The sequence below is a fragment of the Mediterraneibacter gnavus ATCC 29149 genome (assembly GCF_008121495.1).
Taxonomy (GTDB): domain Bacteria; phylum Bacillota; class Clostridia; order Lachnospirales; family Lachnospiraceae; genus Mediterraneibacter; species Mediterraneibacter gnavus.
Map to the genome: position 1 here is coordinate 1,787,109 of NZ_CP043051.1, position 22,892 is coordinate 1,810,000.

Below are 22,892 nucleotides of genomic sequence, written 5' to 3' on the forward strand. Positions count from 1 at the left end.
CGGATATGAGGGATGGATATGGATAAATTAGTAGAAGTGGATGCTCAATATAGAGAGTGGATTTCCGAAGTGAGTAAACGCTTTCATCAAAGCCAGATTAAGGCTGCGGTGAAAGTGAATGATGAGATGCTTAGATTTTACTGGCAGTTAGGAAAAGAACTTCATGATAGAAAAGATAAGTTCTCTTATGGACAGAGTTTTTACAAAACAATCAGTCGTGATCTGCGTAGAGAACTGCCGGATGTAAAGTCATTTTCGGAGACAAACTTACGATATATGCAGAAATTTGCAGAACTATATAGCGAAGTTTCAAATCTTCCCCAACTTGGGGAAGATTTCAGAAGCGAAGAAATTGAGCCGCTTTTTGCAATTCCGTGGGGACATCATAAGATTATTATTGATAAGTGCAATGGAAATCCGAAAAAAGCATTGTTCTTTGTAAATCAAGTGATTCAAAATAATTGGTCGCGCGCAGTATTGCTGAATTTTTTAGATACCGATCTTTATGAGCGGCAGGGAAAGGCAATCACAAATTTTAATTTGACACTTCCGGCCATGCAGAGCGATTTGGCACAGGAGATCACAAAAGATCCATATAAGTTTGATTTCATTACCTTGACCCAAAGCTATAACGAAAAGGAACTGAAGGATGCACTGATGGATAATATTCAGAAGTTTCTTTTGGAACTGGGTAATGGATTTGCTTTTGTGGGACGGGAATATCGAATTGAAATTGGCTCGACAGAGAACTTCATTGATATGTTGTTTTACCATATTCACCTACATTGCTATGTAGTAGTTGAGGTAAAGGTCACGGAATTTGAATCATCTTATGCTGGCCAGCTGGGAACCTATGTAGTGGCGGTTAATCATCAGTTAAAAACAGAGAAAGATGAACCGACACTTGGCTTGTTAGTGTGTAAATCCAAGGATGATATAAAAGCACAGTACGCACTGGAAGCAAGCAGTCAGCCTCTGGGTGTGTCAGCATATGAATTGTCAAAACTGATACCGGAGAATTTTAAAGGTTCGCTGCCTTCGATTGATGAGATAGAAAGTGAACTGCGGAAAGATACGGAAGGCTGACAATAAAAGTGCCTGGCTATTCATAAAGAATCGGGACAATTTTTGTGGTTCGCATACCGGATAACCGAGAAGCAGAAAGCCGGAAAAGCCCGGAATATCAAGGAAAAACAGCTCAAAAACTCGCGCAATACGGTCTCAAAGCAGCTCGTAGAGCACCACAGTTCTCAAAACGTTAATTATACGTTTCGGAACGTACAATTTCAAAAAAGATTTTTCGACTCCTCAGGACTTCGGTCTTGGGGAGTTTTTGATGTGAATTTGTGTCAGCATTGATGAATGTCACCGGGAACCCCGGGATGTTTTCTGAAAGCATATGAAGAAGTGAATGGAAAAAGATTATATTATAAACTATCGAATTATGATAGTTATCGCGGTGTATTTGGGCATGAATGTGTAAATGAATTGATTGTAAGTCGAGTAATGGATATTTTGAGAATTCCCCATGTGAAATATAAATTGATACATGCGCAGATTATCATAGATGGAAAAGAACAGGAAACATGGCTTTCTGTTTCGGAAAACTTTCGTAAGGATAATGAAGAAAAGTTGGCATATGATTTGTATTATGATTTGCAAAAAGAAGGAAATGAATCTCCGTTAGAATTTGCAATAAGAAACAATTGGGAATTATATATGTACCAGATGTTTTGCATTGATTATTTGATTGCCAATAGAGACCGTCATGGAAGCAATCTGGAAGTGTTAAGAAATGATGAAGACGATAGTGTGAGAATAGCTCCTTTGTTTGATCAGGGAGTATCGTTATTGTTTTCAACATATGGTAATGAAAAACTTCTGGAAGAAACGGACGTGATGAGAGATTTTCCGGTTAATAATTATATTGGATCAAAATCTTTAGAGTATAATCTGTCATTGATACCAAAAGGATACGATTTACAGATTTGGAAATTAAAAAAAGAAGATCAGGATTATATTTTTAGTGGTATAAAGCATGTTTTATCGGAGGGTCATAGGAATAAAATATGGGAGATGATTTGGAAAAGGTGGTGTTTTTTTGAACAGGTACGCAATCAGGAGAAATAATAGAAATAAAATTGTCGGAATATTAAATTATGATGAGAAAGCAAAGAAATACACAATTGAGATTCCGGAAAATGTTACGCCAAAGGAAGCTCCGTTTATGATGTCGTTACTTTTGAAAAAAGGTATCCGAACCATGAATTCAGATTGGAGTATGCGTTGGGTACAGAGTAGAATCATTCCAAGTAGCAGACAGAATATAGGGGAAATACTTCGTGTGAATGGAATGCGTTCATATGATGAGCATAAATTACTATTAAAAAATGAGGGGCGAAGTTGTCAGGATGAATTTTATATTGAACATATGTAGCTTTAAAGTGTAATGCGGAGTAATGTGAAGCCTTGTATTTATAATGTATTTACAGCACCAACATTTGAGAATCTGGTGAAATTAAGTATTTCCAGTTACTTAAATGTTAAGGGATGTACAATTTCAGAAGGTTATACCAGTGTGATGGATCTGTATTCAAGAAAAATCATTTCCTGGGTGTTGAGTGAGACGCTGGAGGCATCCCACGTAGTGGAATGTGTTGAAAAAGCAAACGTGTCAGAAATGTTGAAAAACCGTTGATCTTCCACAGAATCATCATCAGGAACTAGACCTTCCAAATTTAATGGCAAAACCAGTTGATAAGGCTCGCCAAATTCGGTATAATTTTTATGGTATTTTATGTATTTTGTCATACTTAATTATACCATGGATTGCGGACTCTTCGGAGTCCGTTTTTTACTTTTAGGCATAAAAAGGGAGCTATTGCTCCATAGATGTTTACTCATCTATTTTGCAACAGCCCCTCTCAATTCTTTAAAAACAGCATCATATTCCTGCGAAAAGATACTGTTTTTATTCCACAGAAAGGTGAAGTCGTGCATAATCATGAAATCAGATAGTGGGATCTGTACTAACATTCCTTCATTTAATTCTTGTTCCACTGCAGATTTATAGAGAAAAGAAATTCCACAATCTTCTTTTAACAGAGTGACGATCGTGTGGATGTTTTCGATTTCCACAAGATGTCGGAAGTCTTTGACAGACATATTTTTCAATGCCAGTGTTTTGGTCAGGATTGCCCGGGTACCAGAGCCGTGTTCTCGAATCAGGAGACGTTCAGATGTCAGGTCTCGGAGATTGTGTACTGGTTTTGAAAATGTGTGATGGGCGGAGGAAACAGCAATGTATTCTTCTGTTTTGTAGACACGTGTCTCGTAATGATCACCGCTAAAATATCCTTCCACAATTGCAAAATCGATCGTTCCTTCGTGAAGATAGGTGAGAAGGGTCTGCGTGTTGCCATATCGGATGTGAAAATCCATATCCGGATGTGTTTTGATAAAACGGGAAAGAGCAGGTACGATCGCATATTCGCCAATGGTCATTGTTACGCCAAAGGTCAGAACTTTTTTTTCTTCTATACTTTCCTGCATCCGTTTTTTTAACGTATTTTCATCATTTCTCATGGTCTCCAGAGCAGAACGTAAGATTTCTCCGGCAGGAGTTAGTCTGAGCTTTTTCTTATCTCTTATAAAAAGTTCGGTACCGTAGGTCTTTTCCAGATGTTTAATATGCTGGGAAACTGCGGGCTGTGTCAGATTCAGGTGCTCGGCAGCATGTGTAAAGTTCATATCGTTGCATACAGTCAGAAATGTTTCCATGCGAAAATCCAACATAATTGTTTCTCCTTTTTCAGATGTGTTTATACTTAAACCATAACAAATATTTATTATATAATCAATACTTATAATTTTACAAAATAATAGGAGCGATTTATAGTATATATGAAAACAGGGAAAAGTAAAATGAGGAAGGCGAAAAACAGGAGGATATGAAAATGTATGATGTTATAATCATAGGAGCAGGACCGGCAGGAATCAGTGCAGGAATTTATGCAGTGAGCAGAGGACAAAAAGCACTAATTTTAGAAAAAAATCAGGTCGGAGGACTGATTCGAAGAGTGTCCGCTGTCACACATTATGCGGCAATTGTAGAGGGGGAAACCGGGGAAAGCTTTGCAAAGCGCCTGAGGAAACAGGCGGAAAATGCAGGGGTAGAAATCCTGAAGACCGAGGTGAAAAAAGTAGAATTGACCGGGGTGGAAAAAAGGATTTATACAGAGAAAGAATGTTATTGTGCGAAGAAGGTAATTTTAGCGAATGGTACATCACCAAGAAAACTGGGGATTCCGGGAGAAATAGAACTGGCAGGACGAGGAATCGGAATGAATGCAGCAAAAGATGCAATGAAGTATCGTGGAAAACATGTATATGTGATCGGAGGTGCAGATGGAGCGGTAAAAGAAGCACTGTATCTGGCGGGGGTTGCAGAAAAAGTAACAATCATCCATTTTGAAGAAACGTTGGGATGCATTGCACAATTTCAGGAAAAAGTAGCACATACCCCAAACATTGAATTACGGCTTCACGCCAGACTTCATGCTGTGTACGGAGTGGAAAAAGTAGAGTCATTGGAAATCTTGGATGAGAAAACAGGAGCAATTGAGACAATTGAAGATCCGGGATGTGGAATTTTTGTGTATGTAGGTACGGTTCCGAATACAGAATTATATAATGAGATCAGGTTGGACAATGGGTTTCTTACGACAGATGAAAATATGCAGACGGAAATACCCGGTGTATATGCAGTTGGTGACATTCGTGTAAAACAGGTACGACAAGTATCTACAGCAGTAGCAGATGGAACGATTGCAGCAATTCATGCAGCACGATAGGAGGCAAATATGGACTTTATAAAGAAAAACGGGAAGGGATTACTTTTTTGTCTGGCTTTGGCAGTGCCTTCAGCTGTTTTGGGAAAATTGTTTCCGGTCGTCGGTGGACCAGTGTTTGCGATTTTAATTGGAATGATACTTGCATTGGTGATTAAAAAACGGGATTCACTGGAATGTGGCATAAAATATACTTCGAAGAAAATATTGCAATATGCCGTTGTACTTCTTGGATTCGGACTCAATTTGGAGGTTGTGATGGAGACGGGAAAACAGTCTTTGCCGATTATTGTGTGCACCATTACAACATCATTGGTGATTTCTTATATTTTGCATCGCACAATGAACATTCCGGAAAAAATCTCTACACTGGTTGGGGTGGGATCTTCGATTTGTGGGGGATCAGCGATCGCAGCAACAGCTCCGGTTATCGATGCGGATGAAGAAGAAGTAGCACAGGCAATTTCGGTGATTTTTTTGTTTAATATTCTGGCAGCATTGATTTTTCCGGTACTGGGAACAGCGCTTGGATTTTCAACAACATCCGGGGAAGCATTTGGAATTTTTGCAGGTACTGCGGTGAATGATACCTCTTCTGTAACTGCAGCGGCTTCTACGTGGGACAGCATGTATCATCTGGGAAGCCAGACACTGGATAAGGCAGTGACGGTTAAATTGACCAGAACATTGGCGATTATTCCCATCACATTGATACTTGCATTACGCAGGGCGCGGAAGGCTGAAACAGAAAGCGGAGAAAAAGTGTCTCTGAAGAAAGTGTTTCCATTTTTTATCCTGTTTTTTATCGGAGCAAGTCTGATTACGACAGCAGCAACAGCAGCAGGAGTACCGACAGAAGTTTTTCAGCCATTAAAAGAGCTCTCCAAGTTTTTCATCATTATGGCAATGGGAGCAATTGGATTTCATACGGATGTAGTGAAATTGATCAAAGGTGGCGGAAAGCCAATTTTAATGGGAATGGCATGTTGGCTTGGCATTACCGTGGTAACGCTCAGTATGCAGCATCTGCTGAATTTATGGTAATCGTCAAAACGACAAACTAAAAAACCCAAAAATACAAAATTTTATACAAATTTCATAGAAAGCGTTGCCGGATTGTGATATAGTAGCACTATTGAATGAATTTTGGAGGTTTTATTATGGGACGTTTTGATGAGAAAATTATGCTGGTAACAGGAGCTACTTCCGGAATTGGAAGAGCGGTTGCAATTCGCGCAGCAAAAGAAGGTGCAACAGTTGTTGCGGTGGGGCGCAACGAAGAGCGTGGAGCGGCTGTTGTAGCAGCAATGGAAGAAGCTGGTGGAAAAGGAGAATTCATGAAATGTGACGTCAGCAACAAAGATGCAGTAAAGGCACTTTTTGCAGAAATCCAGGAAAAATACGGAAAACTTGATGTTGCAGTGAATAATGCGGGAATCGTTGGTGCTTCTAAGACGGTAGAAGAACTGGAGGATGATGACTGGTTCCAGGTAATTGATGCAAATTTGAATTCTTGTTTCTTCTGCTGCAGAGAAGAAGTAAAGCTGATGCAGCCATCAGGTGGAGCCATCGTGAACGTGTCCAGTGTTGCGGGAATGCGTGGATTCCCTTCCGCAGCAGCTTATGTTGCAAGTAAGCATGCAGTCAGTGGACTGACAAAAGCAGTGGCAGTGGACTATGCTACAAAAGGAATTACGTGTAATGCGATTTGCCCTGCAGGAACAGATACTCCGCTTACAGAGAGAAGTTCAGCAGATATTAAGACGAGAATGGCAGAGATTGCAGCACAGGGAAAAGATCCGATGGAATGGCTGAAGAATTCTATGTTGTCTGGAAAGACAGAGACGTTGCAGAAGAAAAATGCGACACCGGAAGAGCAGGCAGCAACGATTTTGTATTTTGCAAGTGATGAGGCAAGACACATTACAGGTTCCATTGTTGCAAGTGATGGTGGATTTACTACATACTAAAATAAAACGAAACAAAGAACCTCTTGGGAGTCAGTCGGCTCCTGAGAGGTTTTTGTCTGTTTCATAGACCTTTTTTACATCAGCCCGGCATCTGAAAATTGTGCAGAAACAGATGAGAAGAGAGCATGCAGCAAAAAAAGACATGCAGAGCCGATAATCCAAGATTTCAGCAGTAGCTCCTACAATTACAGAAAGGATGCTGCTGACAGCCATCAGAATCATATTTTCAAATGCATTGATTCTGGCGCGCATGGATTCCGGAATGTAAGACTGGACGGCGGCAACACGTAAGGTGGCGCTGTTTGTTCCGAGAAAACCGGCAAAGGCACGGTTTACGAGCATAAGAGGATATGGAAGCCAAAGCAGAATAAGATCCATGCATTCGTAAAAGGTATAGACTGCAAAAGTAACGTAGAATTTTTTCTTTTTTGGAATTTCAATCCGGTACTGCACCACTCCGCCGATGGTGCGTCCTAAAAATTCAGCAATGGAAAATAAAGAATAAAGTGCGGCGGACATTCCGGGGGCGGTACGGAAAAATGCGACCAGAATGGGAGCATATCCGGAAGCGACCCCATTTGTGGCTGCCATATAGTAGTAAATAGCCTGTAATCCACGTTCTTTTTTAAAATAGCGGAGAACTTCTTGAAGATCTTCTTTCCATACCTGAAAAGAAAATGTTTTTTCACACACACGTGTTTCTTCCGTCAACTGAATTGTGTTTTCAATGAGTGCAGCACATATGGAAAATAATCCTTGTCCGATAAAAAGCCACGGCATACCGATCGTATCCATAAGTACTGCAGCCAGAGGCAGCATGATCACACGCAGTAGGGGATATAACATGGAAGAAATGGCATATCCTTTTTGTTCCATTCCACTTGGTATGATCTTTGGAAAAATACTGTTATATGCCAGTTCATCCAGACTTCCCAGTGTAGCAAGAAGCAAAGAATATCCAAGATAACCAACGTATGAAAAGTCGAAAAACAGCAAATAGATTCCCATAAGAGCATAAAAGATTCCATTGATGAAATCTCCAAATACAAGAAATGGTTTTCTGGGAAAGCGGTCCATCCAGGGAGCAACCAACAGTGGGATTAAAAAATTGGGGATCAATTGGATTGCGATTACAAGAGCAGATGCAAAGGTGCTTCCAGTTTCATCGAAAACAAGAAATGACAATGCGAAATTGCCCACAATTCCTCCCATACATCCAAAAGTTGTAGCTGCAATCAACAGAGAAAAATTTCTGGTCCATAAGGGATTCTTCATATCGTGATATCACCTCCTGTTTTTTAGTATACAGGAAGAATGAAAGAAAGAAAATAAGGGAAAATTGAGAAAATTTTATGAAAGTTTTCAGGTAAAAGACGAAAAGAAAGAGATGTTGAAAAAAGAATCCATTCTTTGTACAGGATGATATAATGGAGCTAGCAAATGAACGGAGAATAGGAACATGTTAGAGCACGAACAAAAAAATGTATGGAAAATGATAGGGATGCGGATTCGCCGGGAACGTATCAAAAGAAACTGGAGTCAGTCAGGTCTGTGTTATGGGATATGTGCAGTATCTTATCTTTCCAAAATTGAACAGGGAAAGATGGAAGTATCAGAAGAGATTTTGAAGCTTTTGCTGGAACGGTTAGAGTTACCGTGGATTGATGACAAAGAAACAAAGGATTTAGAAAGTTTTGTGGAAGTACAGTATGAATTTCTATTTACGCATCCTATACAAGAATTTTTAAAACAAAAAGAAATATTTCAAGAGAAAAAGGAAAAGTTGTATTCCAGTTCGTTGATCGCAGATGCCTGCATTTTGGAAGCAGTATATGAGAGTCGTAAAGATGAAATAGAAGAGGGATTGGAACGTTACCTGGATTTCAGGCAGCTTGCTGTTCTGCGTATGCTGCAGGGAAGGCTGGATGAGGCAATCACATTGCTTCCAATTCCGTTTATGTATATGCGGGCAGGGGAGATTCTTTATGAGACAGGCCAGAATTACGCATCAGCTATTTCTTATCTGCAAATGGGCTATAATCTGGCAGCCCAGGAAGGGATGGCGATGCTGATGCTGCAGTGCCGCATTATCATCGGAAATTGCTACAGTAATCAGCAGGAACTGGAAAATATGGAGAGAGAGTATCAAATTGCTTCGCGTCTGGCAAGAGACCTACATCAGACAGAAATATTAAAGGTGATCAACTATAATCGGGCATCTACATGGGTGGCGCTTGGAAGCTATAAGAAAGCGTACGACTATTTTTCAAAAGTAGAAGAACCCGCGATATTAGATTTGCATAAGCTTGCAATCTGTTGTGAAGCGTATGGAAGAAAAGCGGAGGGGATAGAAGCTGTAAAACGCGCAGAGAGGATGGGAGAATTCGGGGATGATCCAGATGATGAGAAGCAGTTGGAAGTGGAAATGTGTCGACTGGTCCGCTATCGTTTGGAACATGAGAATTATCTGAAGGAAGAGGAATATGAAAAACTTTTGTTTCCTTGTTTTGAGAAAATGAAAGCAAGACTGCCTGTTGGTTTTGCGGTATTTCATGTGCCGTATGTACTGGAGTGGTATACAGACAGACGCCAATATAAGCAGGCATATGAGATGGTGAGGAAATATGGGGGATTTATTCCTGTTTTATAGTTTTCCAATCAGCGCGTTTTAGGTAGCAAAATAGGGGAAATAATATGTTTCCCCCAATAAACGATCTCATCCTCCAATCAGGATTACAACCTTAAATGATGTATCATCATAAGAAATATCCAGTGTCCCCTCATATTTTTCGACAATATCCCGAATAGAAGAAATTCCGATTCCATGAGCAGATTTGTCTTCTTTATCAGAAATATACTGATTTTTTTGGACTACAATTTCATTGATTTTAGAATTGATCAGTTCCAGACTAAAATATCCGTTTTCCGTGTAGCGGCATTTCAATTCCAGTTTTCGTCTGTCCGGAGCTTCTATTTTTTGACATGCTTCAATCGCATTGTCCAGTGTGTTGGCAAACAGTGTACAAAGACTGACATCGTCGATATGGATTATACAAATGATGGGAGGATAACAGCAATCGAAATCAAAGCGCTTGGAATTCTTCTGTTACTGATTGCAGTTTTCTGTTTTGTATTGTTCTCTGTATATCATGTTTCTTTGAGAAAAGTAGAGAAGATTGTAAACTTAAATTAAAAATAAGTTTACAATCAAGCATCCATGCACTATACTGAAAAAAAGAAATCAGCATGGAGGCAGAACAATGAGTTTGATACAGGAAATAAAGGAACAGGTATTGCAGGGAAATCAGATTGCAAAGGCAGAGGCCTTGCAGTTATATGGGGAACCATTGGAGGAATTATGCCTTGCGGCAGACGAGATCCGTTACCAGTTTTGTGGAAATCGATTTGATCTTTGTACGATCATTAATGGAAAGAGCGGCAGATGTTCAGAAAACTGTAAATATTGTGCACAGTCAGCCTGTTACCATACAGAAATTGAAGAATATCCGCTGCTTGCAGTGGAGAAGATCAAAGAGCAGGCGAAATACAATGAAGAAAGAGGAGTCCTGCGTTATTCGATCGTAACTTCCGGAAAAGCATTGAATGACACGGAAGTGGAACATGTCTGCGAAAGCGTCCGGGAAATCCACAAAGAATCAAAGATCAAGGTCTGTGTGTCCGGCGGCCTTTTGAATGAAACTCAGTTTCGAAAATTAAAACAGGCAGGCGTCACAAGAGTGCATAATAATCTGGAGACATCCCGACAGAATTTTCCGAATGTCTGTACCACTCATACTTATGAAGACAAGATCGCAGCGATCCGCGCAGCTTGGAAAGCCGGAATAGAAGTATGCAGCGGAGGGATTATGGGACTGGGAGAGACCGTGGAGGACCGGATCGATCTTGCATTGGAAGTCCGAAAATTAGGAGTCAAATCCATGCCTGTAAATTTACTGAATCCAATTCCGGGGACACCTTATGAGCATAATCCGGTTCTTACGACAGAAGAAATGCGTCGGATCGTTGCAGTTTTCCGGTTTTTGCTTCCGGATGCATGGATTCGCCTTGCAGGAGGAAGAGGGCTTCTCCCGGATAAAGGAAGATCCTGCTTTACATCCGGGGCAAATGCTGCAATTTCAGGAGACATGCTGACAACTGCGGGAATCACCATTGAGCGGGATATACAGATGTTAGGAGAACTCGGTTACATTGTGAAATAAAGAAACTTTGGAAATAGAGGAAAAGTGGAAGTGAATTTCATTTTTTTCTCTATTTTTCTTTACAAACAAATATTTTTTGTTATAATAAGTTAGCCAGAACTAATAAAAGTTAAATGAAAGTAATTTCAAGGAGATGAAAAATGTTTGTATTGGGTAAAGTATTAAGTACAGCAGCAGTTTTACTGTGCATATTGTGTCTGGCAGCTCCGCTGAAAAAAACAAAGGCAGGGCAGAAAATAAAAGGACTTCGGATACTGCTGAAGCCGCATGTGTTATATGGCTGGCTGCTGCTTGTTATAGGACTTATGCATGGGATTATGGCAGGTAAGAACCCGGGGATGATCAGTGGCAAGCTGGTATGGATGGTATTGCTTGTTCTGCTTCTTGCGGCCTGCCTGAAAAGCCGGATGAAAAAATCTGTCTGGATGTTTCTGCACAGATCCTTATCTGTTGTTTTTGCAGCAGGAATCGTATTTCATATTGCGTATGCAGTGATATTCTAAAACTGCAGTTTTTGTTTCCTCCTTGTAAATCTTTCTGACTGACGTTATACTCAGAACAGAAAGTATTTTCACTAGAGGAAGGACTAAAGAGAGAATGACGATCAAACAGAAAAAAACAATTGCAATAGCAGCAACCGGCGGGACCATAGCCGGAACCGGAGAAGCGGGAAAGACGGCAGTCTATCATGCGGGAGAGATGAATGTGGAGTCGATTCTGGAGACAATCCCGATGATTCGGAATGTTGCAGATATTGAGACGGTACAGTTGTTTAATGTGGACAGCAATGAGATGGATGAAGAGAAGTGGATCACGCTGGCGAATCAGCTCAATGAGCTGGCAGCCCGTCCGGATATCGATGGAATTGTGGTCACACATGGAACAGATACCCTGGATGAGACCGCATATTTTTTAAATCTGACAGTATATACACAGAAGCCCGTAGTACTTACAGGAGCAATGCGTCCGGCCACAGCCACCAGTGCAGACGGACCGTTTAATCTGTATCAGGCAGTCTGTCTGGCGGCCAGCGATGATGCCAGAGGACAGGGTGTGATGGCTGTGTTTTCCAACACAATCTATTCCGGAAGAGATATTCAGAAAGTAAATAATTACAAGACAGATGCATTTGATCAGAACGCATTCGGCTGCCTGGGATATATGCAGGATGAGACTGCGTATTTCTTTTCCAGAAGCTTTAAGACACATACCATGCAGTCTATTTTTGCTCTGCGCAGGCTGGAAAGTCTGGCGAAAGTAGCCGTGGTTTATTTTTATGCAGGCGCAGATGAGAAAATCCTGGATTATCTGGCAGAGACCCATGAAGGGATCGTGATCGTGGGATCCGGCAGCGGTAATTATAACCGGAAATGGATGAAAACGATGGAGAAACTGGCAGAAAAAGGAACAGTGTTTGTCAGGGCATCCAGAGTGTCACAGGGAATTGTATTTGATGACAGAGTGTTTGATCCGATGGATGTCTGCATTGGAGCGAATACGTTGTCCGGGCAGAAAGCGAGGGTTCTTTTGATGCTTGCACTGACGATCACAAAAGATGTAAAACAGATTCGAAATATCTTCAATCAATATTAGAATGGATGCGGCGTATAGATTGACAAAAGTATCGTTTGTATTATAATAGATAATACAAATGATACTTTTTTAATGAAACGGAGGAACGTAAAAATGTGGATCGTGATCTTTTTAGGAGGCGCATTGCTCACCGGCTATGCGCTGTACCGCCAGGCAGTCAGAGAATCGGGCAGTAGATTTCAGTGTCGTCACTGCGGACATACGTTTCGGACAGAGTGGAAAAATCTGTTTCTTGCCACACACAGCTGGGGAGAATATAAATTAAAGTGTCCGAACTGTGGTGCCGCAGATTATTGTGCAAATCTGGATAAAAAGAAGAAAAAATAAAAAGAAAGGGGACTACAGGGATGTTGATTCGATTGGATATGGCAAGTGCTACTCCGATTTATGTGCAGCTGCGCAATCAGATTGTGATGGGAATCGGCACGGGTGCATTGAAGGTCGGGGAAAAGCTTCCGACTGTTCGGCAGATGGCGGCAGATGCGGGAGTCAACACCATGACGGTAAATAAAACCTATCAGCTGTTGAAGGCGGAAGGGTTTATTGAGATTGACAGAAGAAGAGGTGCAGTTGTGAATCCGGTGGAGGATACGGCGGGAGTTTTCCGGGAAAAACTGGAAGGAGAGCTTGCACTTCTGGGTGCAGAGGCAAAAATAAAGGGAATGAACGAGCAGGAGTTTCTGCAGCTGTGTGAGACAATTTTTGAGAATTTATCCGGGCAGACCGGAAGTCTCCAGTTTGGATAAGGGGAAGGACGGTGCATGATGTATGGGATACGAGATTATGATGTGTGTGATGGCTCTGTTTGTGAATCTCTTGGTCGTGGGATGTTTTGCGCTGGTTTACGGAACAAAGATGAAGTATGAAAACGGTATGCTCTTTGGGATCCATATGCCAAAAGAAGCACAGAAAGATCCGGAAGTCCAGTCATTGATGGAGCAGTATGCAGTTCGAATGAAAAAATTTTACTGGTGGAATGTGGCAGGTGCCGTACTGTCAGGTCTGCTGGCATTTAGCTATACTTCCATCTTTATGTTTGGATGGATGTTCTGGATTTTTGAGTTTACGATCGGAAGTATGGGCTTTCTCTGTATGAATCATCGGAAACTTTATGACATCAAAGTAAAGCATCAGTGGTTTGCAGCAGAAGGTGCGGACATCGTTGTGATCGATATCGGAGCAAGTGCAAAGGCAGAGGAGAAGCGGATTCCGGCAGTCTGGCATCTGCCTGCAGTTGTGATCCTGGCATGGCTTTGTTTTTTGCCGGGGATGCGAAGATGGGTACAGGAAGAGGCAGCAAATATACTGGTTCCGGGAATGGCACTGCTGACGGCAGGTTTATTCTGGGTATTGCACATCTGGACCAACCGCAGACGGTGTGACGCATACAGTGAAAATACGCAGATCAATACAGCGATCCATGTCAGGGAGAGAAGAATGTGGGCATGGATCTGGCTTGTGGGAACATATACAAGTCTGATCGGTATGGGAGAAATTCTCTGGCAGATTTCCCGTAAAGGATATCTGGATGTTGTGGATACGATCATTTGTGTCATATTCAGCATGGCAGGCGGTCTGTTTATACTTGCGGCAATCCTGTGGATGATGAAAAAGCGGCAGGAGCTTTTGAAAACAGAAGAGCCGCTTTCCTATGTGGATGATGATATTTACTGGAAAAATGGCTGGTATAACAATCCACGGGACAGACGCTGGGTGGTTCCTGACAGAATGTGCAGTTCGAACTATTCTTTTAATATGGGAAAACCGGGTGTCCGTTATCTGACAGGAGCACTGGGGAGTGTGATCGTCATCGGCGTTTTGTGGCTGGTTGTTGTGTTTTTTGGGATGGATTTTATCCGTCCGCAGCTATCTATAGATGGAAACCAGGTGACAGTCAGAAGTGCTGAATATGGGATTTCTTTTGACAAGAAAGAGATAGAAGATGCAGAGCTTCTGGAAGACTTGCCGGAAGAAGATTTTGTGAGGATTAACGGACTTTCTGACAGCCGCCAGCTTCTTGGAAAATTCAAAGGCGAAGAGTCCGGAAAGGCGATGTTTTATATCCGGCGTGGAGAAACACCGGTTTTAAAGATCAAACTTCCGGAATATACAGTTTTTGTCAACAGTGAAGAATCCGGGAAAGTGCAGGAATGGTACGAGGAACTTTCCTCTTGATTTCATATTTTTTTCGTGATATACTTCTCCTAAAAATTTGAAGTGATTTTTAGGAGGAGTATTTTTATGGACGCAGACCCTGCAGGGAACAAGATTATTTTTGACTTATGTATCTTATTATTTTTCACATTGATGAATGCTTTTTTCGCCGGAGCAGAGATGGCAGTTGTTTCCGTGAATCACAACCGGATCCGCAGTCTTGCCGCAGAGGGCAATAAAAAAGCAGTCGTTATCCAAGGTCTTTTCGAAGATTCCACGAAGTTTCTTTCAACGATTCAGGTAGCAATTACATTTGCCGGATTCTATTCCAGTGCTTCAGCGGCGTCGAGCATTTCACCGGTATTGAGTGCATGGATGGAACAAAGAGGAATTCCATATAGTACAGCGATTGCGTCAAATGGAGTGACGCTTGTTTTGATGTTTTTTAATCTGGTATTCGGAGAACTTGTGCCAAAGAGGATCGCGCTGCAGAAGGCAGAACAGTTCTGTATGATCACAGTGATGCCGATCCATTATATTTCTAAGATTTTGTCTCCGTTTATCAAACTGCTTTCTATCTCGACAAAGGGAGTGTTAAAATTGCTCCGCATGAAGACGGAAGATCAGGAAGAGATCGTTACAGAGGAAGAAATCAAAGCAATGCTGAAGATGGGAGCAGAATCCGGTACGGTCGAAGACAGCGAACGGGAAATGATCAACTCGGTATTTTCTTTCGGCGATAAGAGCGCAAGAGAGCTGATGGTGCCGAGAAGAGAAGTGTTTGCTGTGGATATTGAGGATCCGGATGAGGAGATTCTGGATGCAGTTCTGGAATCCAGACATTCGAGAATTCCGGTTTATGAAGAAACTGTGGACAATATTATCGGAATTCTTCATGCCAAAGATGTGATGATCGAAATGCGGAAAAAAACGACCGGAGAAATTGAGATCCGCGGGCTATTGAGAGATGTGTTTTTTGTGCCGGATACAAAAGATGCCGATGATCTGTTTCGGGAACTTCAGGCATCCAGAAGGCATATGGCGGTGTTGGTGGATGAGTATGGTGGATTCTCCGGAATCATTACAGTAGAGGATCTGGTGGAGGCAATCATGGGAGATATTCACGAAGAAGATGAAGTCGAAGAACCGGAAATCCAGCAGCTTTCGGATGAAGAGTACCTGGTAGACGGAGGTATCCTGCTGGAAGATTTGAACGAGGAATTGCCGTTGTCTCTGTTCTCGGAAAACTATGACACACTGTCGGGCTACATGATTGAAAATCTGGGATATATTCCAAAAGAAAATGAGCAGGCCTCTGTTTTGGCAGGTGAGTGGCAGCTGCGTGTAGAACAGGTGAAAGATAACCGCATTGCGAGGGTACATGTTTCCAGGTGCATGGGGCATGTATCAGAAAAGTAATAAGTAATTATTAGGAAAAGTAAGTAACAGACGCTCTGGAAAAGGTGGATTTATATTGAATTCTAATAAATTCAAAGTTATAATAAGGCTGTATTTATAAATAGAATTCGTAATCAAAGGAGACCATCTATATGAAAATGTTATCAATCGAGCAGGAATTGAAAAGTAATTCTTATCCGGGAAGAGGAATCATCCTTGGAAAAAGCGAAGATGGAACAAAAGCGGTTGCCGCTTATTTTATCATGGGAAGAAGCGAAAACAGCCGCAATCGTGTTTTTGTAGAAGAAGGACAGGGAATCCGCACACAGGCATTTGATCCTTCCAAGCTGACAGATCCGAGCCTGATCATTTATGCACCGGTTCGTGTACTGGGCAATAAGACGATCGTGACAAACGGAGATCAGACAGATACAATCTACGAGGGCATGGACAAGCAGATGACATTTGAACAGTCTCTCAGAAGCAGAGAGTTTGAGCCGGATGGTCCGAACTATACACCTCGTATTTCCGGAATTATGCATCTTGAGAATGGAACATACAACTATGCAATGTCCATCTTAAAGAGCAATAACGGAAATCCGGATGCCTGCAACCGTTACACATTTGCATACGAGAACCCGGTTGCCGGAGAAGGACACTTTATTCATACATATATGCATGACGGCAATCCGCTTCCGAGTTTTGAAGGAGAGCCAAAACTGATTTCTGTACCGAACAGAATCGAAGAATTTACAGATCTTCTGTGGAACAGTCTGAATGAAGAGAACAAGGTTTCTCTGTTCGTTCGCTATATCGATATTGCAACTGGGGATATCGAGACAAAGATTGTGAATAAAAATCAATAATCAGAGGCAGAGTGTGGATAAAGGAGAAGAAAATGAAAGAATTAGAATTAAAATATGGATGTAACCCGAACCAGAAACCGGCAAAGATCGCAGTCAATGATGGAAGAGACCTTCCAATCGAGGTTCTCTGCGGAAGACCGGGATATATCAACTTCATGGACGCATTTAACGGATGGCAGCTGGTATCCGAGCTGAAAAAAGCAACCGGACTTCCGGCGGCGACTTCTTTCAAGCACGTATCCCCGGCAGGGGCAGCAGTGGGACTCCCTCTGAGCGATACACTTGCAAAAATCTACTGGGTGGATGATCTCGGAGAGCTTTCTCCGCTTGCATGTGCTTATGCAAGAGCAAGAGGTGCAGACAGAATGTCTTCCTTTGGAGATTTTATTGCACTCTCTGATGTGTGTGATGTATCGACTGCAAAGCTGATTAAAAGAGAAGTATCTGACGGTGTGATCGCACCGGGATATGAGCCGGAGGCACTGGAAATCCTCAAAGAGAAGAAAAAGGGAAATTATAATGTGATCCAGATCGATCCAAACTATGTTCCGGCACCGATCGAACACAAAGATGTATTTGGTATCCAGTTTGAGCAGGGAAGAAATGAGCTGGTGATCGACGATGCATTATTTGCAAATGTTGTGACAGAGAATAAAGAGATTCCGGAAGCAGCAAAAAGAGATCTGGCGATTTCTATGATCACACTGAAGTATACACAGTCTAACTCTGTATGCTATGTAAAAGACGGACAGGCGATCGGAATCGGAGCAGGACAGCAGTCCAGAATCCACTGTACACGACTGGCAGGAACAAAAGCGGACAACTGGTTCCTGCGTCAGAGCCCGCAGGTATTAGGGCTGCAGTTTGTAGACGGAATCAAACGTGCGGACAGAGACAACGCAATCGATCTGTATATCGGAGAAGATTACATGGATGTTCTGGCAGATGGAGCATGGGAGAATATCTTCAAAGTAAAACCGGAAGTATTCACAAGAGAAGAAAAGAGAGCATGGCTGGATCAGATGACAGACGTGGCACTTGGTTCAGATGCATTCTTCCCATTTGGGGATAACATTGAACGTGCACACAGAAGCGGTGTTAAATATATCGCACAGCCGGGCGGTTCTGTAAGAGATGACAATGTGATCGAAACATGTAATAAATACAAAATGGCAATGGCATTTACAGGAATTCGTTTATTCCATCACTAAAATGTGGTAAAATCCGTATGACGGGGAAATTTCAAGTACCCGGCATACGGATTTTTTGTATAAGAAATGATAGAAGATAAATGATGTCTGATGGAGGGAAGAAGCGATGATAATAGAAACAAGAAGCGCACAGGAGACATTTCAGCTTGGAAAAGAACTGGGCGAGAAGGCATATCCGGGGCAGGTGTTTACGCTGACCGGAGATCTTGGTGTTGGGAAAACTGTGTTTACGCAGGGCTTTGCGGCCGGTCTTGGAATTACAGAGCCGGTTAATAGTCCGACATTTACGATCGTACAGGTGTATGAGGAAGGCAGACTGCCGTTTTATCATTTTGACGTATATCGCATTGGAGATGTGGAAGAAATGGATGAAGTGGGATTCGAAGATTATGTGATGGGGGAAGGTGTTTCCCTGATCGAATGGGCAAACTTAATTGAGGAGATACTTCCCCAAAAACGGACGGAGATCACGATCGAGAAGAATCTGGAAGAAGGGTTTGATTATCGAAAAATTACTGTGGAGGAAACAGTTTAGGCAAATCTGTTTGCACAATTTAGAAAAACACGGTAACATAGAGGATACAAAAAAGAAAAGGAAAGGAAAGAGAATATGCGGGTATTGGCAATTGACAGTTCAGGGCTGACTGCGACTGTTGCAGTCGTGGAAGAGACTCAGACTGTTGCAGAATATACGATCAATTATAAAAAGACACATTCACAGACATTGCTTCCTATGATCGATGAAGTAGTAAAGATGACAGAGCTGGATCTGGGTACGATCGATGCGATTGCAGTGGCAGGAGGACCGGGATCTTTCACCGGACTTCGGATTGGTTCTGCGACAGCGAAAGGGCTGGGACTTGCACTGAATAAACCATTGATCCATGTGCCGACTGTGGATGGACTTGCGTATAATGTGTTCGGGTGTGAGGATATTATCTGTCCGATCATGGATGCAAGACGTAATCAGGTATATACTGGAATTTATACATTTTCAAAAAAAGCAGGAGAAAAAGAAGGGAGGAATCTGGTAGAACCGGTTTTTCAGGTGATCAAGATGCAGATGGCGGTTTCTATTGAAGAACTGGCAGAACGGCTGAACCGCTATCGCCGTCCGGTCGTATTTTTGGGAGACGGAGTGCCGGTCTATGAAAATGTACTGGCAGAAAAACTGACTGTTCCGTATTCTTTTGCACCTGCGTATATGAACCGGCAGAGAGCTGCTGTTGTAGGAACTTTGGCAATCCAGTATTACAAATCAGGAAAATTTGAGACAGCAGAGGAGCATCGTCCGGATTATCTGCGTGTTTCTCAGGCAGAGCGGGAACGCGCTCAGCGTGAGAAAGAAGCAGAGATTATAGTACGAGAGTTGAAAGTGGAAGATTCTGCGGCAGTTGCGGAGATGGAGCAGCAGATTTTTTCGGATTCATGGAGTGAAAAAAGCGTGTTGGAGACTGTGCAGCAGAAGCAGTCTGTTTGCTTTGCGGCGGAAAAAGCAGGACATCTTTTGGGATATCTGCTTGCATATCATGCGGCGGACGAAGCGGAGATCGCAAGAATTGCGGTGCAGAAAGAAGCACGCAGACAAGGGGCTGCCGGTAAACTGATGCAGGCGCTTGAACACTATTGTGAAGAACACAAGATGGAAAAGCTTCTTCTGGATGTGAGGGAGAGTAATGAGGCGGCGCGCAGCTTCTATACGAAAAACGGATTCGTGGAGGATGGCATTCGACAGGGATTTTATGTTAACCCGTCTGAAGATGCGGTTTTGATGAGCAGACAGCTCGGTGCAGATGTCTGATGGATTTCAAAAGAATGCTTATAGAATCACTGGAAGTGCCGGAAGCAGTTCCCAGTAGGAATTGCGGCGATATCCGGCTATAATGTAGGCGTAGCAAAAAGAAAATCCGAAAATCACAGGAGGAAATTTTATGCGCCAGTATGAATTAAAAGAACGAAAAGAAATCAGTAAAATTATTTGTAATAAATGTGGAAAAGAAATTCCGGTATCCGGTGGACATGAGATGAAAGGGGTGTTCCGTGTGGACTACGAGTGGGGATATTTCTCAGAAAAAGACGGAGAGAGACATGCCTTTGATCTGTGCGAAACGTGCTATGATGCACTTCTCCAATCGTTTCTGATACCGGTGGAAATAGAGGGATGATATGTTAGATGTATGTTTGCTTGGAAGCGGCGGAATGATGCCGCTTCCTTATCGCTGGCTGACGTCGCTGATGACACGGTTCAACGGCAGCAGCCTGCTGATCGACTGCGGGGAAGGAACGCAGATTGCGATTAAAGAAAAAGGGTGGAGCTTTAAGCCGATTGATGTGATCTGTTTTACACATTATCACGGAGATCATATCAGTGGGCTTCCTGGACTTCTTCTCACCATGGGAAATGCAGATCGGAAAGAACCGCTGACTTTGATCGGACCAAAAGGGCTGGAGCGTGTGGTATCTGCTCTGCGGGTCATTGCTCCGGAACTGCCGTTTCCGATCATTTATAAAGAAATTGAAGGGGCAGAGCAGACTTTCGAATTAAACGGATATCGTCTGAAAGCATTTCGGGTGAACCATAACGTTCTCTGCTATGGTTATACAATGGAGATCGACCGTGCAGGAAAATTTGATGTGGAGCGTGCAAAAGAACAGGAAATTCCGCAGAAGTATTGGAAGCATCTTCAAAAAGGTGAAACGATCGAGACGGAAAATGGAATCCTGACTCCGGATATGGTGCTTGGACCGCCGAGAAAAGGGTTAAAACTTACGTATACAACAGATACGAGACCGACGAACTCTATCCGGGAAAATGCGAAGGATTCTGACTTGTTTATCTGCGAAGGGATGTATGGAGAAAAAGAAAAAGCAGCAAAAGCAGTAGAATACAAGCACATGACATTTTATGAAGCGGCGCATCTGGCAAAGGACGCACAGGTGAAAGAGATGTGGCTGACACATTACAGTCCGTCCCTGACAAGACCGGAAGAGTATATGGATGAAGTGCGCCGGATCTTCCCGGAAGCCAAGGCAGGAAAAGACAGAATGTCCAGAGAACTGGCATTTGAGTAGAAAGAGGTTTGCAGTATGAAAGAAATCAGAGATATCAATATATTAGCGATCGAGAGCTCCTGTGATGAAACAGCGGCAGCAGTGATCCACAACGGAAGAGAAGTGCGCTCCAATGTCATTTCTTCCCAGATTGAACTGCACAAACTGTACGGGGGCGTTGTGCCGGAGATCGCATCCAGAAAGCATATTGAAAAGATCAATCAGGTGATAGAGGAAGCTTTAAAAGAGGCAAACGTGACATTGGACGATATCGATGCAATCGGGGTAACTTACGGTCCGGGACTTGTGGGGGCTCTCCTTGTCGGTGTGGCGGAGGCAAAAGCGATTGCCTACGCAAAAAATCTTCCGTTGGTAGGGGTGCACCATATCGAGGGGCATATTTCCGCCAATTATATTGAAAATCCAGACCTGGAGCCGCCGTTTTTATGCCTTGTGGTATCCGGCGGACATACCCATCTGGTCTGTGTGAAAGAATATGGAAAATATGAAATACTGGGACGTACCCGTGATGATGCGGCGGGAGAAGCCTACGATAAAGTGGCGAGAGCAATCGGACTTGGTTATCCGGGCGGGCCTAAAATCGACCGGATCGCAAAAGAAGGAAATCCGGATGCCATTCAGTTCCCAAAGGCGCATATGGATTCAGAATATGATTTCAGCTTCAGCGGTCTGAAATCTTCAGTATTGAATTATATCAATGGATGCAAGATGAAAGGAGAGTCCTATAATCCGGCAGATATTGCGGCATCCTTCCAGAAAGCGGTTGTGGAAGTTTTGGTAGAAAACTCCATGCATGCAGTAGAAAAATATGGAATGAACAAGTTTGCGATTGCAGGCGGTGTGGCATCCAACAGCGCCCTTCGCCAGGCAATGCAGGAGGCTTGCGAAAAACGTGGTGTGAAATTTTATCACCCGTCACCGATTTTCTGTACAGATAATGCAGCTATGATCGGAGTGGCTGCATATTATGAATATCTGGCAGGAACAAGGCACGGGCTGGATCTAAACGCAGTTCCGAATCTGAAACTCGGAGAAAGATAAAGGATATGAAAGAAAAAGAATTTGTAACAGCAATCGTTCTGGCAGCAGGCAGAGGAACGCGGATGGGGACCAAAATACAAAAACAGTATCTGGATCTGTGTGGAAAACCGGTCCTCTATTATTCCCTGCACGCATTTCAGGAATCTCCTCTTATTGACGAAATCCTGTTAGTGACAGGAGAACAGGAAATCGAATACTGCCGGAAAGAGATTGTAGAAAAATATCAGCTTACAAAAGTAAGAAAAATACTTGCCGGAGGGGCAGAGCGTTATCTTTCTGTCTGGAATGGAATCCAGGCAGCAGAAAATAAAGGCTGTCTCTTCATTCACGATGGTGCCAGGCCGTTTGTAGATGAGGAGATGATAGAGCGTGTGTATGAGCAGGTACAGAAAGAAAAAGCATGTGTAGTTGGTATGCCGGTCAAAGACACCATCAAAATCGCGGATGAAAAAGAGTACGTTCAGACAACACCGGACAGAAGCACAGTGTGGATGATACAGACCCCGCAGGTATTTTC

At 42.7% G+C, this 22,892-nt stretch carries 27 protein-coding genes (1 of these 27 only partly in view); 24 read left to right on the plus strand and 3 right to left on the minus strand.

What is annotated here, in order from left to right; genetic code table 11:
• Positions 1-12: 12 nt before the first annotated feature.
• From FXV78_RS08745 to FXV78_RS17885, 4 genes are all read left to right on the plus strand, one after another.
• The gene (locus FXV78_RS08745; RefSeq protein ID WP_004840978.1) at positions 13-1,086 is read left to right on the plus strand and encodes a PDDEXK nuclease domain-containing protein; all 1,074 of its coding nucleotides are present in this window, start codon (positions 13-15) and stop codon (positions 1,084-1,086) included.
• A gap of 321 nt (positions 1,087-1,407) precedes the next feature.
• A complete protein-coding gene (locus FXV78_RS08750; protein WP_131588772.1) occupies positions 1,408-2,130 on the plus strand; it encodes a HipA domain-containing protein in 723 nt (240 codons plus the stop codon).
• Positions 2,102-2,437 (plus strand): hypothetical protein, encoded by a 336-nt coding sequence (locus tag FXV78_RS08755; protein ID WP_004840975.1) that lies wholly within the window; start codon positions 2,102-2,104, stop codon positions 2,435-2,437. The genes FXV78_RS08750 and FXV78_RS08755 overlap by 29 nt, the downstream gene beginning before the upstream one ends.
• A gap of 24 nt (positions 2,438-2,461) precedes the next feature.
• Complete coding sequence (locus FXV78_RS17885; protein WP_004840974.1) at positions 2,462-2,698, plus strand: hypothetical protein; 237 nt, start codon at positions 2,462-2,464, stop codon at positions 2,696-2,698.
• A 206-nt stretch (positions 2,699-2,904) separates the two neighbouring features.
• On the opposite strand, the gene FXV78_RS08765 is transcribed toward FXV78_RS17885, so the two are convergent.
• The gene (locus tag FXV78_RS08765) at positions 2,905-3,795 is read right to left on the minus strand and encodes a LysR family transcriptional regulator (RefSeq protein WP_004840971.1); all 891 of its coding nucleotides are present in this window, start codon (positions 3,793-3,795) and stop codon (positions 2,905-2,907) included.
• A gap of 161 nt (positions 3,796-3,956) precedes the next feature.
• Here FXV78_RS08765 and FXV78_RS08770 point away from each other — a divergent pair, with 161 nt between their 5' ends.
• The 3 genes from FXV78_RS08770 to FXV78_RS08780 all read left to right on the plus strand — a co-directional run bounded on the left by FXV78_RS08770 (position 3,957) and on the right by FXV78_RS08780 (position 6,820).
• The gene (locus tag FXV78_RS08770) at positions 3,957-4,853 is read left to right on the plus strand and encodes an NAD(P)/FAD-dependent oxidoreductase (RefSeq protein WP_039959326.1); all 897 of its coding nucleotides are present in this window, start codon (positions 3,957-3,959) and stop codon (positions 4,851-4,853) included.
• A gap of 9 nt (positions 4,854-4,862) precedes the next feature.
• Positions 4,863-5,894, plus strand: coding sequence for a YeiH family protein (locus tag FXV78_RS08775; RefSeq protein ID WP_004840967.1), 1,032 nt, complete (start codon positions 4,863-4,865; stop codon positions 5,892-5,894).
• Between the two features lie 116 nt (positions 5,895-6,010).
• Positions 6,011-6,820, plus strand: coding sequence for an SDR family NAD(P)-dependent oxidoreductase (locus FXV78_RS08780; protein WP_039959325.1), 810 nt, complete (start codon positions 6,011-6,013; stop codon positions 6,818-6,820).
• Positions 6,821-6,850: 30 nt separating this feature from the next.
• Here FXV78_RS08780 and FXV78_RS08785 read toward each other — a convergent pair whose 3' ends face one another.
• Positions 6,851-8,095 carry an MFS transporter gene (locus FXV78_RS08785; RefSeq protein WP_004840963.1) on the minus strand — a complete coding sequence of 415 codons (1,245 nt, stop codon included), beginning with the start codon at positions 8,093-8,095 and terminating at the stop codon, positions 6,851-6,853.
• A 184-nt stretch (positions 8,096-8,279) separates the two neighbouring features.
• On the opposite strand from FXV78_RS08785, the gene FXV78_RS08790 reads away from it, so the two are divergent.
• Entirely contained in the window at positions 8,280-9,470 is a 1,191-nt protein-coding gene (locus tag FXV78_RS08790; RefSeq protein ID WP_004840962.1) for a helix-turn-helix domain-containing protein, read from the plus strand.
• Between the two features lie 66 nt (positions 9,471-9,536).
• On the opposite strand, the gene FXV78_RS08795 is transcribed toward FXV78_RS08790, so the two are convergent.
• Complete coding sequence (locus FXV78_RS08795; RefSeq protein WP_081448179.1) at positions 9,537-9,881, minus strand: ATP-binding protein; 345 nt, start codon at positions 9,879-9,881, stop codon at positions 9,537-9,539.
• Here FXV78_RS08795 and FXV78_RS17890 point away from each other — a divergent pair.
• The 16 genes from FXV78_RS17890 to ispD all read left to right on the plus strand — a co-directional run.
• Entirely contained in the window at positions 9,798-10,013 is a 216-nt protein-coding gene (locus FXV78_RS17890) for a hypothetical protein (RefSeq protein ID WP_039959324.1), read from the plus strand. The two genes, FXV78_RS08795 and FXV78_RS17890, sit on opposite strands and share 84 nt — an antisense overlap.
• 67 nt (positions 10,014-10,080) lie before the next feature.
• Complete coding sequence (gene bioB / locus FXV78_RS08800; RefSeq protein WP_004840956.1) at positions 10,081-11,040, plus strand: biotin synthase BioB; 960 nt, start codon at positions 10,081-10,083, stop codon at positions 11,038-11,040.
• Between the two features lie 140 nt (positions 11,041-11,180).
• Positions 11,181-11,543, plus strand: coding sequence for a hypothetical protein (locus FXV78_RS08805; protein WP_004840955.1), 363 nt, complete (start codon positions 11,181-11,183; stop codon positions 11,541-11,543).
• Between the two features lie 94 nt (positions 11,544-11,637).
• Positions 11,638-12,633 carry an asparaginase gene (locus FXV78_RS08810; RefSeq protein ID WP_004840952.1) on the plus strand — a complete coding sequence of 332 codons (996 nt, stop codon included), beginning with the start codon at positions 11,638-11,640 and terminating at the stop codon, positions 12,631-12,633.
• Between the two features lie 93 nt (positions 12,634-12,726).
• The gene (locus tag FXV78_RS08815) at positions 12,727-12,960 is read left to right on the plus strand and encodes a hypothetical protein (protein WP_009245330.1); all 234 of its coding nucleotides are present in this window, start codon (positions 12,727-12,729) and stop codon (positions 12,958-12,960) included.
• 20 nt (positions 12,961-12,980) lie between these two features.
• A complete protein-coding gene (locus FXV78_RS08820; protein WP_004840948.1) occupies positions 12,981-13,379 on the plus strand; it encodes a GntR family transcriptional regulator in 399 nt (132 codons plus the stop codon).
• A gap of 22 nt (positions 13,380-13,401) precedes the next feature.
• The gene (locus FXV78_RS08825) at positions 13,402-14,808 is read left to right on the plus strand and encodes a hypothetical protein (RefSeq protein WP_004840946.1); all 1,407 of its coding nucleotides are present in this window, start codon (positions 13,402-13,404) and stop codon (positions 14,806-14,808) included.
• A gap of 66 nt (positions 14,809-14,874) precedes the next feature.
• Complete coding sequence (locus FXV78_RS08830) at positions 14,875-16,206, plus strand: hemolysin family protein (protein WP_004840943.1); 1,332 nt, start codon at positions 14,875-14,877, stop codon at positions 16,204-16,206.
• Between the two features lie 131 nt (positions 16,207-16,337).
• Complete coding sequence (locus FXV78_RS08835) at positions 16,338-17,051, plus strand: IMP cyclohydrolase (protein WP_004840942.1); 714 nt, start codon at positions 16,338-16,340, stop codon at positions 17,049-17,051.
• Positions 17,052-17,083: 32 nt separating this feature from the next.
• Positions 17,084-18,262, plus strand: a complete 1,179-nt coding sequence (locus FXV78_RS08840; RefSeq protein ID WP_009245326.1) for a phosphoribosylaminoimidazolecarboxamide formyltransferase — start codon at positions 17,084-17,086, stop codon at positions 18,260-18,262.
• 106 nt (positions 18,263-18,368) lie between these two features.
• Complete coding sequence (gene tsaE / locus FXV78_RS08845) at positions 18,369-18,797, plus strand: tRNA (adenosine(37)-N6)-threonylcarbamoyltransferase complex ATPase subunit type 1 TsaE (protein WP_004840938.1); 429 nt, start codon at positions 18,369-18,371, stop codon at positions 18,795-18,797.
• Between the two features lie 75 nt (positions 18,798-18,872).
• Complete coding sequence (gene tsaB, locus FXV78_RS08850; RefSeq protein WP_004840935.1) at positions 18,873-20,063, plus strand: tRNA (adenosine(37)-N6)-threonylcarbamoyltransferase complex dimerization subunit type 1 TsaB; 1,191 nt, start codon at positions 18,873-18,875, stop codon at positions 20,061-20,063.
• 130 nt (positions 20,064-20,193) lie between these two features.
• Positions 20,194-20,427: a hypothetical protein gene (locus FXV78_RS08855; RefSeq protein WP_004840934.1), complete on the plus strand. Its 234-nt coding sequence runs from the start codon at positions 20,194-20,196 to the stop codon at positions 20,425-20,427.
• 1 nt (position 20,428) lies between these two features.
• Positions 20,429-21,334, plus strand: coding sequence for a ribonuclease Z (locus FXV78_RS08860; RefSeq protein WP_004840932.1), 906 nt, complete (start codon positions 20,429-20,431; stop codon positions 21,332-21,334).
• 15 nt (positions 21,335-21,349) lie between these two features.
• Positions 21,350-22,375 (plus strand): tRNA (adenosine(37)-N6)-threonylcarbamoyltransferase complex transferase subunit TsaD, encoded by a 1,026-nt coding sequence (tsaD, locus tag FXV78_RS08865; RefSeq protein ID WP_004840931.1) that lies wholly within the window; start codon positions 21,350-21,352, stop codon positions 22,373-22,375.
• A 5-nt stretch (positions 22,376-22,380) separates the two neighbouring features.
• A protein-coding gene (gene ispD, locus FXV78_RS08870) for a 2-C-methyl-D-erythritol 4-phosphate cytidylyltransferase (RefSeq protein WP_004840929.1) crosses the window boundary here: on the plus strand, positions 22,381-22,892 show its 5' portion. Its footprint extends 196 nt past the window's final position; 512 of the gene's 708 nt are visible here — the first part of the coding sequence; the start codon lies at positions 22,381-22,383; its stop codon lies off the right edge, out of view.

Bases quoted from the DNA above. Each gene is read 5' to 3' on its own strand.
- FXV78_RS08745 (WP_004840978.1), top strand. From the start codon at position 13: ATGGATATGGATAAATTAGTAGAAGTGGATGCTCAATATAGAGAGTGG.
- FXV78_RS08765 (WP_004840971.1), bottom strand. From the start codon at position 3,795: ATGTTGGATTTTCGCATGGAAACATTTCTGACTGTATGCAACGATATG.
- FXV78_RS08770 (WP_039959326.1), top strand. From the start codon at position 3,957: ATGTATGATGTTATAATCATAGGAGCAGGACCGGCAGGAATCAGTGCA.
- FXV78_RS08775 (WP_004840967.1), top strand. From the start codon at position 4,863: ATGGACTTTATAAAGAAAAACGGGAAGGGATTACTTTTTTGTCTGGCT.
- FXV78_RS08780 (WP_039959325.1), top strand. From the start codon at position 6,011: ATGGGACGTTTTGATGAGAAAATTATGCTGGTAACAGGAGCTACTTCC.
- FXV78_RS08785 (WP_004840963.1), bottom strand. From the start codon at position 8,095: ATGAAGAATCCCTTATGGACCAGAAATTTTTCTCTGTTGATTGCAGCT.
- FXV78_RS08790 (WP_004840962.1), top strand. From the start codon at position 8,280: ATGTTAGAGCACGAACAAAAAAATGTATGGAAAATGATAGGGATGCGG.
- bioB (WP_004840956.1), top strand. From the start codon at position 10,081: ATGAGTTTGATACAGGAAATAAAGGAACAGGTATTGCAGGGAAATCAG.
- FXV78_RS08805 (WP_004840955.1), top strand. From the start codon at position 11,181: ATGTTTGTATTGGGTAAAGTATTAAGTACAGCAGCAGTTTTACTGTGC.
- FXV78_RS08810 (WP_004840952.1), top strand. From the start codon at position 11,638: ATGACGATCAAACAGAAAAAAACAATTGCAATAGCAGCAACCGGCGGG.
- FXV78_RS08815 (WP_009245330.1), top strand. From the start codon at position 12,727: ATGTGGATCGTGATCTTTTTAGGAGGCGCATTGCTCACCGGCTATGCG.
- FXV78_RS08820 (WP_004840948.1), top strand. From the start codon at position 12,981: ATGTTGATTCGATTGGATATGGCAAGTGCTACTCCGATTTATGTGCAG.
- FXV78_RS08825 (WP_004840946.1), top strand. From the start codon at position 13,402: ATGGGATACGAGATTATGATGTGTGTGATGGCTCTGTTTGTGAATCTC.
- FXV78_RS08830 (WP_004840943.1), top strand. From the start codon at position 14,875: ATGGACGCAGACCCTGCAGGGAACAAGATTATTTTTGACTTATGTATC.
- FXV78_RS08835 (WP_004840942.1), top strand. From the start codon at position 16,338: ATGAAAATGTTATCAATCGAGCAGGAATTGAAAAGTAATTCTTATCCG.
- FXV78_RS08840 (WP_009245326.1), top strand. From the start codon at position 17,084: ATGAAAGAATTAGAATTAAAATATGGATGTAACCCGAACCAGAAACCG.
- tsaE (WP_004840938.1), top strand. From the start codon at position 18,369: ATGATAATAGAAACAAGAAGCGCACAGGAGACATTTCAGCTTGGAAAA.
- tsaB (WP_004840935.1), top strand. From the start codon at position 18,873: ATGCGGGTATTGGCAATTGACAGTTCAGGGCTGACTGCGACTGTTGCA.
- FXV78_RS08855 (WP_004840934.1), top strand. From the start codon at position 20,194: ATGCGCCAGTATGAATTAAAAGAACGAAAAGAAATCAGTAAAATTATT.
- FXV78_RS08860 (WP_004840932.1), top strand. From the start codon at position 20,429: ATGTTAGATGTATGTTTGCTTGGAAGCGGCGGAATGATGCCGCTTCCT.
- tsaD (WP_004840931.1), top strand. From the start codon at position 21,350: ATGAAAGAAATCAGAGATATCAATATATTAGCGATCGAGAGCTCCTGT.